The sequence below is a fragment of the Haemophilus sp. THUN1691 genome (assembly GCF_059704425.1).
The window spans coordinates 834,847-847,444 of sequence record NZ_AP046578.1; the positions used below are offsets into that span (position 1 = coordinate 834,847).

General features: G+C 38.5%; 15 protein-coding genes. 7 read left to right on the forward strand and 8 right to left on the reverse strand.

Going from position 1 to position 12,598, the window contains the following annotated elements:
* Nucleotides 1-47 precede the first annotated feature (47 nt).
* The 4 genes from cgtA to rplU form a co-directional block, all read right to left on the reverse strand.
* Nucleotides 48-1,220 (reverse strand): Obg family GTPase CgtA, encoded by a 1,173-nt coding sequence (cgtA, locus tag AC6H0J_RS04060; RefSeq protein WP_046952666.1) that lies wholly within the window; start codon nt 1,218-1,220, stop codon nt 48-50.
* 27 nt (nt 1,221-1,247) lie between these two features.
* Nucleotides 1,248-2,168, reverse strand: coding sequence for a DMT family transporter (locus tag AC6H0J_RS04065; RefSeq protein ID WP_046952667.1), 921 nt, complete (start codon nt 2,166-2,168; stop codon nt 1,248-1,250).
* An 80-nt stretch (nt 2,169-2,248) separates the two neighbouring features.
* A complete protein-coding gene (gene rpmA / locus AC6H0J_RS04070) occupies nt 2,249-2,506 on the reverse strand; it encodes a 50S ribosomal protein L27 (protein ID WP_005626413.1) in 258 nt (85 codons plus the stop codon).
* Between the two features lie 20 nt (nt 2,507-2,526).
* Nucleotides 2,527-2,838 (reverse strand): 50S ribosomal protein L21, encoded by a 312-nt coding sequence (gene rplU / locus AC6H0J_RS04075; RefSeq protein ID WP_005626416.1) that lies wholly within the window; start codon nt 2,836-2,838, stop codon nt 2,527-2,529.
* Between the two features lie 213 nt (nt 2,839-3,051).
* Here rplU and ispB point away from each other — a divergent pair, with 213 nt between their 5' ends.
* Both ispB and AC6H0J_RS04085 read left to right on the forward strand, forming a co-directional pair.
* Nucleotides 3,052-4,041: an octaprenyl diphosphate synthase gene (gene ispB, locus AC6H0J_RS04080; RefSeq protein ID WP_118817265.1), complete on the forward strand. Its 990-nt coding sequence runs from the start codon at nt 3,052-3,054 to the stop codon at nt 4,039-4,041.
* 50 nt (nt 4,042-4,091) lie between these two features.
* Nucleotides 4,092-4,829: an epoxyqueuosine reductase QueH gene (locus AC6H0J_RS04085; RefSeq protein WP_005645533.1), complete on the forward strand. Its 738-nt coding sequence runs from the start codon at nt 4,092-4,094 to the stop codon at nt 4,827-4,829.
* 51 nt (nt 4,830-4,880) lie between these two features.
* On the opposite strand, the gene rplS is transcribed toward AC6H0J_RS04085, so the two are convergent.
* From rplS to rpsP, 4 genes are read right to left on the reverse strand one after another with little or no spacing between them, the layout of a single operon-like run.
* A complete protein-coding gene (rplS, locus tag AC6H0J_RS04090) occupies nt 4,881-5,231 on the reverse strand; it encodes a 50S ribosomal protein L19 (protein WP_005626422.1) in 351 nt (116 codons plus the stop codon).
* A gap of 36 nt (nt 5,232-5,267) precedes the next feature.
* Nucleotides 5,268-6,008: a tRNA (guanosine(37)-N1)-methyltransferase TrmD gene (trmD, locus tag AC6H0J_RS04095; RefSeq protein WP_046952671.1), complete on the reverse strand. Its 741-nt coding sequence runs from the start codon at nt 6,006-6,008 to the stop codon at nt 5,268-5,270.
* Between the two features lie 37 nt (nt 6,009-6,045).
* Nucleotides 6,046-6,573 carry a ribosome maturation factor RimM gene (rimM, locus tag AC6H0J_RS04100; protein WP_070590304.1) on the reverse strand — a complete coding sequence of 176 codons (528 nt, stop codon included), beginning with the start codon at nt 6,571-6,573 and terminating at the stop codon, nt 6,046-6,048.
* 44 nt (nt 6,574-6,617) lie between these two features.
* On the reverse strand, nt 6,618-6,866 hold the full coding sequence (rpsP, locus tag AC6H0J_RS04105; protein ID WP_005626429.1) for a 30S ribosomal protein S16: 249 nt from the start codon (nt 6,864-6,866) through the stop codon (nt 6,618-6,620).
* A 310-nt stretch (nt 6,867-7,176) separates the two neighbouring features.
* On the opposite strand from rpsP, the gene AC6H0J_RS04110 reads away from it, so the two are divergent.
* From AC6H0J_RS04110 to AC6H0J_RS04130, 5 genes are all read left to right on the forward strand, one after another.
* On the forward strand, nt 7,177-7,956 hold the full coding sequence (locus AC6H0J_RS04110) for a hypothetical protein (protein ID WP_497512884.1): 780 nt from the start codon (nt 7,177-7,179) through the stop codon (nt 7,954-7,956).
* A 24-nt stretch (nt 7,957-7,980) separates the two neighbouring features.
* Nucleotides 7,981-9,792 (forward strand): NAD nucleotidase, encoded by a 1,812-nt coding sequence (gene nadN / locus AC6H0J_RS04115; protein ID WP_118817263.1) that lies wholly within the window; start codon nt 7,981-7,983, stop codon nt 9,790-9,792.
* A gap of 286 nt (nt 9,793-10,078) precedes the next feature.
* Nucleotides 10,079-10,621, forward strand: coding sequence for a shikimate kinase AroK (gene aroK / locus AC6H0J_RS04120; RefSeq protein ID WP_118817262.1), 543 nt, complete (start codon nt 10,079-10,081; stop codon nt 10,619-10,621).
* 19 nt (nt 10,622-10,640) lie between these two features.
* Nucleotides 10,641-11,729, forward strand: a complete 1,089-nt coding sequence (gene aroB / locus AC6H0J_RS04125; RefSeq protein WP_497512885.1) for a 3-dehydroquinate synthase — start codon at nt 10,641-10,643, stop codon at nt 11,727-11,729.
* A 1-nt stretch (nt 11,730) separates the two neighbouring features.
* A complete protein-coding gene (locus AC6H0J_RS04130) occupies nt 11,731-12,591 on the forward strand; it encodes a Dam family site-specific DNA-(adenine-N6)-methyltransferase (protein ID WP_497512886.1) in 861 nt (286 codons plus the stop codon).
* The last annotated feature ends 7 nt before the right edge of the window (nt 12,592-12,598 follow it).

Here is a 12,598-nt window from a genome sequence, read left to right on the forward strand (position 1 = left end):
TAGTTTAGGTGCTTTTGAATTTTTAATGCTTATAAAATCAGACCTTCTTAAGGTTTATAGATGAACTCAATTCCTTCATCATCTTCTTCGGTCCAATCATCATCCCAATCTTCGTCATCATCAAATTGATGCTCCGCTAGTTGTTCTTGATGATAATCTTCCCATTTGAATTTCACTTCTTCAGGCGCAACTTGTTGTGTTTCAGCTTCGCGTGGATTTGCTATGATAAAGTCCATAATATCACGACAAAGTGGTGGAACATTTTTCCTTGTTGCCGCTGAAATCAGGTAATAGTCTTCTTCCCAACCTAATTGTTCAGCAATTTCTCGAGCTCTCTCTTCAGCTTCTTCATCGCTCATCGTATCAATTTTATTAAATACTAACCAACGTGGTTTTTCTGATAATTTTTCACTGTATTGGAAAAGTTCAGATTCAATAATAGCGACATTATCTACTGGATTAGAGCCATCAATTGGAGCAATATCGACCAAATGAATAAGCACTCTGCAACGTTCTAAATGTTTTAAAAAGCGAATTCCTAGCCCAGCACCATCTGCTGCGCCCTCAATTAATCCTGGAATATCGGCGACTACGAAACTATGTGAGTCGTCCACTTTCACAACACCGAGACTTGGTACTAAGGTAGTAAACGGATAATCTGCAACTTTTGGTTTAGCTGCTGAAACGGCACGAATAAAAGTAGATTTACCCGCATTAGGTAAACCGAGCATTCCCACATCAGCAAGTAGCATTAATTCCAATAATAAATCTCGTTTTTCGCCCGGTGTTCCCATTGTTTTTTGACGCGGTGCACGGTTTACCGATGATTTGAAACGGGTATTCCCTAAACCGTGATAACCACCTTTAGCTACTAACATTTTTTGACCGTGTTGGGTTAAATCTCCCAAGGTTTCTTTGGTGTCGTTATCAATAGCGCGAGTTCCTACGGGAACAGGTAAAATAATATCTTTACCGCGACGTCCTGTACAATCTGAACTCCGTCCATTCTCTCCACGCTCTGCGGCAAAGCGTTTATTAAAACGGTAATCGATTAAGGTATTGAGATTTTCATCAGCTTGTAAATATACATCGCCACCATCGCCACCGTCACCACCATCAGGGCCGCCTTTCGGAATAAATTTCTCTCGACGGAAACTTACGCAACCGTTGCCACCATCCCCAGCCTCAATTCGAATAAGGGATTCATCAATAAATTTCATTAAAACTTCTCCAAAATAAACCGCACTTTAATGAGTTTTATGCGGTAATAATTTATGTCCAATTGCGGATAAAATTGCCCCGCATACTACAACAAATGCACCAATATAGCTAATATTATTCAATTCTGGTGCTGCGAAATCTGCTGGCCTAAAATAATGCGCAATATGAGAAAATAGGATCGTGAAAAGAGGTACAAGTGTGATAACAACACTGACTTTTGATACATCCCAACGATTAAGTGCTTCCGCATAAGAGCCGTATCCAATTAAGGTATTTAAACAGCAGTAAATAAAACAAATCAGAGCTAAAGGTGTGAGTTCTTGTACTTGTGAGAATTCAGCCATCGGCATAAAAGCTATGGCACAACCTAAATACATCATTAGCAAGATTTGTTGTGAATTAAATTTACGCAACATTAATTTTTGTGCCATTCCATAAGCGACCCAGATAAGGGATCCTGCTACGCTTAAGATGACACCTGTTGAATACTGATTTAGTCCGGCAAATACATCAAAACGATCATTAAAGAATAAACCCAAACCAATTAATAATAAGAAAAGTCCGATCTTTTGGTGTAGCCCTAATTTTTCTTTGAAGATTAGTACACCACAGATAAGCATTCCAAAAGAGGATAAATGAATAAAAATTTGTGCAACCGAAGGTTCAATATAATTCAGCGAGCTACTAAATAATAGAAAATTGCCGGTAAGACCAATTACCCCAATAAGAGCAAGCCAAGCATATTGGCCGACTTTCATTAGTTCAGGTAATTTCTTTTTATAAGCAAGTAGGGCTAATAATGAGATCGCCGCTACAATAAAACGATACCATACGATAGTTTGCGCATTCATTACAGATAAAGCTTGTTTGAGAGCGATAGGTAAGGAGCCCCAAGCCATAGCGGTAATAAGCGCAAAGGTAAAGCCTAATAAAGGTTGTTGTTTCATTGCGTGCTCGCTTATGTGAAATTAAAAAAGACAAAACGCCCCACAAAATTGTAGGGCGTTTCAATCGAATAGATTTTAAATTATTCAGTAACAATACTTACGTATTTACGGCTTTTCTCGCCTTTTACTTCAAATTTAACTTTGCCATCTGCAGTTGCGAATAAGGTGTGGTCTTTACCCATACCTACGTTGCTACCCGCGTGGAACTTAGTACCACGTTGACGAACAATGATGCTACCTGCTAATACAGATTCGCCACCGAAACGTTTAACACCAAGGCGTTTAGCTTCAGAATCGCGACCGTTACGAGTTGAACCACCAGCTTTTTTAGTTGCCATCTACTTGATCTCCTCTGAAATTATGCTTGAATCCCAGTGATTTTCACTTCTGTGAACCACTGACGATGACCTTGTTGTTTACGGCTGTGTTTGCGACGACGGAATTTAACGATTTTAACTTTCTCGCCACGACCTTGTGCAACTACTTCAGCCACTACTTTTGCGCCAGCAACTACTGGTGCACCGATTTTAACATCTTCACCATTAACGACCATCAACACAGAATCGAACTCAACTGTTGCTCCAGTTGCAAGTTCAAGTTTTTCTAAACGAACAACTTGACCTTCGCTCACACGGTGTTGTTTACCGCCACTTTGGAAAACTGCGTACATAAATACTCCGCTTAATTGTGTTTCCCTGCTCTTTAGCAGTCCACACTTAAAAATTCATATAAATAGGTCGCAAATTCTACGGAAAAATCCTACCTATGGCAAGAATTTATTTACAATAAAATAAAAAAATTCCCTTCATTTGCGGATTGATTTCAGAAAGTCTGAAAATTCGGGTAAAATGCACCGCACTTTTGGCTAATAATTGATGAAAAAATGAAGAAACAAGATCTTATGAGCATAGACGAGATCCAGAAACTTGCAGATCCCGACATGCAAAAAGTGAATCAAAATATTTTTGCTCAGCTTAATTCAGATGTTCCATTAATAGGACAGTTAGGTTTTTATATTGTTCAAGGCGGTGGTAAGCGGATCCGACCATTGATCGCAGTTCTCGCAGCTCGATCTTTAGGGTTCGAAGGAGCTAGTTCAATTACTTGTGCTACTTTTGTTGAATTTATTCATACTGCCTCTTTATTACATGATGATGTGGTGGATGAGTCCGATATGCGTCGTGGGCGCGCTACGGCGAATTCAGAATTTGGGAATGCTGCAAGTGTACTTGTAGGAGACTTTATTTATACGCGTGCATTTCAATTAGTTGCACAATTAGAGTCATTGAAGATTTTAGGAATCATGGCCGATGCGACTAACGTTTTAGCGGAAGGCGAAGTTCAGCAGCTAATGAATGTTAATGATCCTGAAACGAGCGAAGCTAATTATATGCGTGTAATTTATAGTAAAACTGCGCGTTTGTTTGAAGTGGCTGGTCAAGCTGCGGCAATTGTTGCGGGCGGAACAGAAGTGCAAGAAAAGGCTTTACAAGATTATGGGCGTTATATTGGAACTGCATTTCAGCTTGTGGATGATGTATTGGATTATAGTGCAAATGCACAAGCTCTAGGTAAAAATGTAGGCGATGATTTAGCTGAAGGAAAACCAACCCTTCCTCTACTACATGCTATGCGTCATGGTAATGCTCAACAGGCGGCTTTAATTCGCGAAGCGATTGAGCAAGGTGGTAAACGTGAAGCTATTGATGAAGTATTAGCCATTATGGCTGAGCATAAGTCTTTAGATTACGCGATGAGTCGTGCAAAAGAAGAAGCTCAAAAAGCTGTAGATGCAATTGCAATTTTGCCAGACACTGATTATAAGAAGGCGTTGATTTCTTTGGCTTATTTGTCTGTGGATAGAAATTATTAGCCCTTTATTTAGCTTATATACTTGATACCCATTAATTTTAATTAAACTTTATGAATACAGAATTTCAATCTAAACCTGAGCAGAGTGCGGTTAACTTTCAAGGTAAAACTCGTAAACAAAAGGTACGCAAAGATCCTAACGCACCTTTTATTCGTGAAAAACTTGAGTTGCCAGATGGGCATAATAAACTTCTTTTACATTCATGCTGTGCGCCTTGCTCGGGTGAGGTGATGGAAGCAATTCTTGCATCTGGCATTGAATTTACGATTTATTTTTATAATCCAAACATTCATCCACTCAAAGAATATTTAATTCGTAAAGAAGAAAATATTCGTTTTGCCCAAAAATTTGGCATTCCATTTATTGATGCAGATTACGATCGTCAAAATTGGTTTGATCGTGCCAAAGGAATGGAATGGGAGCCTGAGAGGGGAATTCGTTGTACTATGTGTTTTGATATGCGTTTTGAAAAAGCTGCTGAATATGCTCATGAACATGGTTTCCCTGTATTTACTAGTTGTCTTGGTATTTCTCGCTGGAAGGATATGAATCAAATCAATGGCTGTGGACATCGTGCTGCGGAAAAATATGATGATGTTATTTATTGGGATTATAACTGGCGTAAAGAAGGTGGCTCGCAACGCATGATTGAGATTAGTAAGCGGGAGCGGTTTTATCAACAGGAATATTGCGGCTGTGTGTATTCTTTACGTGATAGTAATAAATGGCGAGAAGAGACTGGTCGTCAAAAAATTGAAATCGGAAAATTGTATTATAGTGCTGATTAATATGATGAATGCAAAAAAGGCTTGGAATTCCAAGCCTTTTTCTTTGCGAAATTATTCGCCCAAACGCTCTTTAATACGAGCTGATTTACCTGAACGTTCACGTAAGTAGTAAAGTTTAGCTTTACGTACCGCACCTTTACGTTTAACTGCGATAGAATCTACAGCTGGAGAGTGAGTTTGGAATACACGCTCAACGCCTACGCCGTTAGATACTTTACGTAAAGTAAATGCTGAGTGCAAGCCACGGTTACGAATTGCAATAACCACGCCTTCGAATGCTTGCAAACGACGTTTGCTACCTTCAACTACCCATACTTTAACTTCTAAAGTATCACCAGGGCGGAAGCTAGGCACGTTTTGTTTTAATTGTTCTTGTTCAAGTTGTTTGATAATGTTAGACATTGTTTGATCCTTTATTGATCCTAGATGTAACTGAAACTAACTGTTATGCTCGGCTTGAGCCTCTTTTAACAGTTTACGTTGTTCGTCAGTCAGAGCTAGGCCTTCTAAGAGCTCAGGGCGTCGGAGCCATGTTCTTTGCAGCGATTGTTTTAATCGCCATTTCCGAATTTCTTCGTGATGTCCCGACATCAGCACGGGTGGTACAGTTAATCCTTCTAACACTTCTGGTCTGGTGTAATGCGGGCAATCTAATAAACCATCTGCAAAAGAATCTTCTTCTGCGGAGGCTTGCTTGCCTAATACACCGGGAATAAAACGCGCAACAGCATCAATTAATGTCATTGCCGGCAATTCCCCACCGGTCAGAACGTAATCGCCAATTGACCATTCTTCATCAATTTCAGTTTGAATCAATCGTTCATCAATACCTTCGTAACGTCCACATACCAAAATCAATTTTTGATTTTGAGCAAGCTCGGTTACGCCACCTTGATCGAGTTTACGTCCTTGTGGCGAAAGGTAAACCACCTTTGCACCTTCTCCTGCCTCTGCTTTCGCAGCATGAATCGCATCCCGTAAAGGTTGCACCATCATCAGCATTCCCGGACCACCACCATAAGGGCGGTCATCCACGGTTTTATGCTTGTCGAATGTAAAATCTCTTGGATTCCAACATTCCACTTGCAGAAGATTATGTTTTACGGCTCTACCTGTAACCCCAAATTCCGTAATCGCTTTAAACATTTCGGGGAATAATGAAATCACCCCTATCCACATAAAAAGCCTACTACATTACGTTTGTGCATACTTGAGATTAGAAACCAGCGTCCCAATCCACTTCAATAGTTTTCGTGGTGAGATCGACTCTTTTAACTACTTGTTCATACAAAAACGGAATTAACCGCTCTTGTTTTCCAAAAGCATCTTTCGTATTGGCTTTCACCACTAATACATCATTAGAACCTGTTTCCATCATCTCTGTCACTGTTCCCATTGTATAACCTTCTAGGTTTACGACTGAGCAACCAATTAAATCGTGCCAGTAATAATCGCCTTCTTCCAGTTCTGGGAAAACAGATAGATCTACACCAATTTCAACATTTGCTAAAGTTTGTGCAGCTTCACGATCATCAACGCCTTTTAATTTAACGATGATTTCGTGATTATGATGACGCCAGTTTTCTAATTCTGTTGGCTGCCACTCACCTTTGATTTTTAAAAACCAAGGTTGATATTCAAAAATGCTTTCAGCTTGTTCTGTTGATGAATAAATACGTAACCACCCACGAATACCGTAGGTTGAGCCTAATTTGCCCACAACTTCAATACGTTGTTGTTCCATATTTCTCACCTATCTTAGTTTAAGAACTAAATCAAAAAGCAAAATTATGCTGCTTTTTGTGCTTCTTTTACCAAGCTAGCAACACGATCAGAAAGTGATGCACCTTGACCAACCCAGTGGTTAACACGGTCAAGGTCGATACGAACACGTTCTGCGTTACCTTGTGCGATAGGATTGAAGAAACCTACACGCTCAATGAAACGACCGTCACGTGGTGAACGGCTGTCAGCTACTACGATTTGATAAAATGGGCGTTTTTTAGCTCCGCCACGAGATAAACGAATGGTTACCATAACCTTCCTCTAAATGTTTAATTACTAAAAGAATATTCCTAAACTCGAAAGCGATTTAAGAATATAGCTTACTTTTTTCTCTGTATATATAGACAAAAAGCCTGCGAATTCTATACTTTTTGAGCAAAATTGCAAGTTTTTGATGAGCATTCTAATAAGTACGTTATATTCTCTTGAAAAGGTAAACATTATCATTCACATGCAATTTTGTTTTACGTATAATGTAAGAAACTCTCAAGCAGTTTTAGGTCAAGTTTACGCGTTAAGCGGTATTTTACATTGATAAAATATCAGTTAAATGAGGTTTATTATGAAAATCGGTTTTCATTCGGTGTTACTTGGATTAGCGTCATGTATTGGCATTCAACAATCTGTGATAGCGAGTCCTCCTTCGTCTTCTCAACAATCAGTATCTACTGAGTCCGCTGAGGCTTTAAAGCAACAATTTTCAATCGCTTTGGCTAAGCAAGAAAAGCAACAAGTTTCGATTTTACAGAAAAAACTCACAGCACTTTTTTCTTTACCTCCTCAATTCCTAGATAATCAGATCCAAATAAGCGAAAAAATCCTCACTCGCATTTTTAAAACAGATAAAAATCTCACCCCTAAATTTCTTGATTATTTATACTTTGAACCGATAAATACTGGCGATGCTAATTTAATTCAGGAAATGAAGAAAAACTTACTGGTGTCTTTTTTAGCGAATGAGCAGGCAAAAATTTATATTCGTCAAACAGATAATTCGGAGCAATTTGTTCAGGCTTTAAGAGAACGGGGAGCAAAAGCAGATCAAATCATATTATTGTCTTTGGATGCTAAAGGCATATTTCAAAAAATTATTGAACAGATACGTCAAGATTTTCCTAATCAAACAACTTTTTCTATTACCGAGAATCGAGTGAGTTTGATAACCCCTTCTTCAGAAATTAAGCCCCGCCTCGCTCTAGCTAATATGATGTTTGCTCGCCAATTTAAAGGGGTGGAGGTTGATGATTTTTCGTATTTAGATCAAGCACGTGAAAATCTTCAACACAATAACTATGTTATTCGTTATAAGACTTTCCAAGCAATGCTTGAAGGCTTAAATTAATCCGTTTACTCACAAGGAGCCATTATGTTTTTATCTAAAAAATCAGTTACCTTTGCAGTTAGTGCGTTAGCAATGCTTTGCTCAGGTGCAACCTTTGCTAAAGAAGTGCCGCAAGCACATAAAGCTGTGGAGTTAAGTATCTTACATATTAACGACCACCATTCTTATTTGGAACCGCACGAAGCAAGAATTAATTTAAATGGTCAACAAACAAAGGTTGATATTGGCGGTTTTTCTGCTGTGAATGGAAAACTTTATGAGTTACGTAAAAAGTATAAAAATCCATTAGTGCTACATGCTGGTGATGCGATTACCGGTACGCTGTATTTCACCCTTTTTGGCGGTTCCGCTGATGCGGCTGTCATGAATGCTGGTAATTTCCATTATTTTACTTTGGGTAATCATGAATTTGACGCTGGTAATGAAGGTTTATTAAAACTACTCGAGCCATTAAAAATTCCAGTACTTTCAGCTAATGTTATTCCTGATAAAAATTCAATTTTATATAACAAATGGAAACCTTACGATATTTTCACTGTGGATGGAGAGAAAATTGCCATTATCGGTTTAGATACCGTGAATAAAACGGTTAATTCATCTTCACCAGGTAAGGATGTGAAGTTCTATGATGAAATTGCTACCGCACAAATTATGGCAAATGCGCTAAAACAACAAGGTATTAATAAAATCATTTTACTTTCACATGCAGGTAGTGAAAAAAATATCGAAATCGCTCAAAAAGTAAATGATATTGATGTGATCGTTACTGGCGATTCACATTATTTATACGGAAACGATGAATTACGTGGTTTAAAATTGCCAGTAATCTATGAATATCCACTTGAATTTAAAAATCCGAATGGCGAACCAGTATTTGTAATGGAAGGTTGGGCTTATTCTGCTGTTGTGGGGGATTTAGGTGTTAAATTCAGTCCTGAAGGTATTGCGTCTATTACTCGTAAAATTCCTCACGTGTTAATGAGTTCTCATAAACTTCAAGTGAAAAATGCGGAGGGTAAATGGGCTGAATTAACAGGCGATGAACGTAAAAAAGCGCTTGATACTTTAAAATCAATGAAGAGTATTTCACTTGATGATCATGATGCTAAAACAGACATGCTTATTTCAAAATATAAAAGCGAAAAAGATCGTTTAGCACAAGAAATTGTTGGCGTCATCACTGGCTCTGCAATGCCGGGTGGTTCAGCAAACCGTATCCCAAATAAAGCGGGTTCTAATCCAGAAGGTTCTATCGCGACACGCTTTATTGCAGAAACGATGTATAACGAACTCAAAACGGTGGATTTAACCATTCAAAATGCAGGTGGTGTACGCGCAGATATTTTACCGGGCAATGTAACCTTTAATGATGCTTATACTTTCTTACCTTTCGGGAATACGTTATATACCTATAAAATGGAAGGTTCGTTAGTGAAACAAGTACTTGAAGATGCGATGCAATTTGCTTTAGTTGATGGTTCTACAGGGGCATTCCCTTATGGCGCAGGCATTCGTTACGAAGCGAATGAAACACCAAATGCGGAAGGTAAACGCTTAGTGAGCGTGGAAGTCTTGAATAAACAAACCCAACAATGGGAATCAATTGATGATAATAAACGTTATCTTGTTGGTACCAATGCCTATGTAGCTAGCGGTAAAGATGGTTACAAAACTTTTGGTAAATTATTTAACGATCCTAAATATGAAGGTGTTGATACATATTTGCCTGATGCGGAAAGCTTCATTAAATTTATGAAAAAACATCCGCACTTTGAGGCTTACACTTCATCAAATGTGAAATTTAATGCTTCTAGTGATGCGTTACCTAAAAAATAAAATTGAAAAATAGACTAAAAATAGCGCGTACTTAACGCGCTATTTTTGTTATGAGTTTGCTGCTTTAAGATGTCATAGATGATTGAGAATCTTGATTATTCCACACCTGAATGCTTTCTCGTGGAAAATAAATTCCCTAGAAAGGTTGAAAAATAGGGTGGTTTATTGCGATAATCTAGGCCATTTTTGGGGAGATCTTTCAAGTAGTCAAATTTGTTTTGGACTGTGTATTTTTGTTAGAAAGATCAAATTTTTATTTCACCTTTAATTTAATTAGAAAAGAACAATGGCGGAAAAACGTAATATTTTTTTAGTGGGACCAATGGGTGCAGGTAAAAGCACTATCGGTCGTCAATTAGCACAACAGCTTAATATGGATTTTATTGATTCCGATGCCGTGATTGAAGAGCGTACGGGCGCGGACATTAGCTGGATTTTTGATTTGGAAGGTGAAGAAGGCTTCCGTAAGCGTGAAGAACGCATTATTAATGAGCTTACTCAAATGCAAGGTATTGTACTTTCAACGGGGGGGGGCGCGGTGCTTTCTAAAGAGAGTCGTAATTATTTATCTGCACGCGGTATCGTGATTTATTTAGAAACAACGGTGGAAAAACAATTCCAACGTACTCAACGTGATAAAAAACGTCCATTGCTCCAAGATACAGATAATCCTCGTCAAGTATTGGAAGATTTAGCAAAAATTCGCAACCCTCTTTATGAAGAAATTGCGGACATCACTTTGCCAACCGATGAGCAAAATGCCAAAGTAATGGTAAATCAAATTGTTGATTTAATTGATAATATGAATGGATTGAATGGTGCACTTTAAACACACCTAAGGATAAATTATGCTGTGCGTCAACGTGGAATTGCAAGAGCGTCGCTATCCTATTTTAATTGGTAGCGGATTGTTACAAGATGAACGTAGTTACCCGATTAAACGAGGGGATCGCGTGATGATTGTAACGAATCCCACGGTTGCACAGTTTTATCTTGATACAGTCATCTATGCGTTGGAAAAACGTGGTTGCGTGGTCGATCATGTTTTATTGCCAGATGGCGAAAAATACAAAACGCTTGAATCTTTAAACTTAATTTTCAGCGCACTTTTGCAAGGTAATCATGGGCGAGATACCACGATTATTGCATTGGGCGGTGGCGTAATTGGCGATATTGCTGGATTTGCTGCGGCAAGTTATCAGCGCGGTGTGCGTTTAATTCAAATTCCAACAACATTACTTTCACAAGTGGATTCTTCAGTTGGCGGTAAAACGGCGGTTAATCATGAATTAGGCAAAAATATGATTGGTGCGTTCTATCAGCCATCAATGGTTATTATTGATACGCTCACGCTTAATACGCTTCCTAAACGTCAAGTAAATGCGGGTCTTGCCGAAGTTATCAAATATGGTGCCATTTTAGATTACGAATTTTTTGAATGGCTAGAACAACATATTGATGAGTTTGTTGCTTTGCATCCTGAGGCGCTTCAATATTGTATTTCTCGTTGTTGTCAAATTAAAGCGGATGTGGTTGCGAGAGATGAAACAGAAAAAGGCGATCGTGCATTGCTCAATCTTGGACATACTTTTGGCCATGCTATTGAAACTCACTTGGGTTATGGAAACTGGCTTCATGGCGAAGCTATTTCGACTGGAATGATGATGGCAGCGGCGCTTTCGGAAGAACTTGGAGATATTTCTATTGCAGATGTGTCTCGCCTTGAAAAATTACTTGCTCGTGCCAATTTGCCCACCGTATCACCGGATACGATGCAGCCGGAGGACTATTTACCGCATATGATGCGTGATAAAAAAGTTCTAGCGGGTAAATTGCGTCTGGTGCTACTCAAATCTCTAGGCCAAGCCTATGTGGCGAATGATACTGCTCATACCCTCGTGTTAAACGCAATTCGTCGTTGTACTCAAACGGATTAAGATGTTACGTCCGAAAAAACAATCTTTAAAACCCAAGTTAAAGCACCGTCCATTTTTAAAATGGGCGGGGGGGAAATTTCGTTTAACGGACGAAATAAATAAAGCCTTTCCAAACAAAAAAAACTGCTTAATTGAGCCATTTGTGGGCGCTGGAGCAGTATTTCTGAATTCTAATTTTGAACGCTATATTTTGGCAGATATCAACCCTGATTTAATCAATCTATTCAATATTGTTAAAGAAAATGTAGAGGGTTATATTGAAGCTTGTAAGCTGATCTTTTTCGCTGATGATGCCAATACATCCGATTATTACTATGCCAAACGTCGTCAATTCAATGCTTCTACGGATCCTTTCGAACGTTCGATTATTTTTTTGTATTTGAACCGTTTTGGGTTTAACGGATTATGCCGTTATAACAGCAAAAATGAATTTAATGTGCCTTTTGGAGCTTATAAAACTCATTATTTTCCAGAGGATGAATTACGTTATTTTGCGCATAAAGCGCAAAGTGCGGTGTTTTTGTGTTGTGATTTTCAAAAAACTTTTGAATTTGCTGATAAAGATTCGGTGATTTATTGTGATCCACCTTATGCTCCGCTACAACAAGATACTAATTTTACTGGTTATGCGGGCAATGAGTTTGGCCTAGCGCAACAACGCACTTTGGCTGATTTAGCGAAATCTATACAAAAGGAAAAACAAATCTCGATATTGATTTCTAATCACGATACTAAATTTACGCGTGAAATTTATAACGGTGCTAAATTTAAACGGGTAAAAGTTCAACGTTCTATTAGTCAGAATTCAGAAAAACGCGTAAAAGTGAAAGAATTGATTGCGATATTTGGTGCGCGGAAATAATAAAAAT

Excerpts from the sequence above, each read along its gene's own strand:
- cgtA (WP_046952666.1), bottom strand. The coding sequence starts at position 1,220 with ATGAAATTTATTGATGAATCCCTTATTCGAATTGAGGCTGGGGATGGT.
- AC6H0J_RS04065 (WP_046952667.1), bottom strand. The coding sequence starts at position 2,168 with ATGAAACAACAACCTTTATTAGGCTTTACCTTTGCGCTTATTACCGCT.
- rpmA (WP_005626413.1), bottom strand. The coding sequence starts at position 2,506 with ATGGCAACTAAAAAAGCTGGTGGTTCAACTCGTAACGGTCGCGATTCT.
- rplU (WP_005626416.1), bottom strand. The coding sequence starts at position 2,838 with ATGTACGCAGTTTTCCAAAGTGGCGGTAAACAACACCGTGTGAGCGAA.
- ispB (WP_118817265.1), top strand. The coding sequence starts at position 3,052 with ATGAAGAAACAAGATCTTATGAGCATAGACGAGATCCAGAAACTTGCA.
- AC6H0J_RS04085 (WP_005645533.1), top strand. The coding sequence starts at position 4,092 with ATGAATACAGAATTTCAATCTAAACCTGAGCAGAGTGCGGTTAACTTT.
- rplS (WP_005626422.1), bottom strand. The coding sequence starts at position 5,231 with ATGTCTAACATTATCAAACAACTTGAACAAGAACAATTAAAACAAAAC.
- trmD (WP_046952671.1), bottom strand. The coding sequence starts at position 6,008 with ATGTGGATAGGGGTGATTTCATTATTCCCCGAAATGTTTAAAGCGATT.
- rimM (WP_070590304.1), bottom strand. The coding sequence starts at position 6,573 with ATGGAACAACAACGTATTGAAGTTGTGGGCAAATTAGGCTCAACCTAC.
- rpsP (WP_005626429.1), bottom strand. The coding sequence starts at position 6,866 with ATGGTAACCATTCGTTTATCTCGTGGCGGAGCTAAAAAACGCCCATTT.
- AC6H0J_RS04110 (WP_497512884.1), top strand. The coding sequence starts at position 7,177 with ATGAAAATCGGTTTTCATTCGGTGTTACTTGGATTAGCGTCATGTATT.
- nadN (WP_118817263.1), top strand. The coding sequence starts at position 7,981 with ATGTTTTTATCTAAAAAATCAGTTACCTTTGCAGTTAGTGCGTTAGCA.
- aroK (WP_118817262.1), top strand. The coding sequence starts at position 10,079 with ATGGCGGAAAAACGTAATATTTTTTTAGTGGGACCAATGGGTGCAGGT.
- aroB (WP_497512885.1), top strand. The coding sequence starts at position 10,641 with ATGCTGTGCGTCAACGTGGAATTGCAAGAGCGTCGCTATCCTATTTTA.
- AC6H0J_RS04130 (WP_497512886.1), top strand. The coding sequence starts at position 11,731 with ATGTTACGTCCGAAAAAACAATCTTTAAAACCCAAGTTAAAGCACCGT.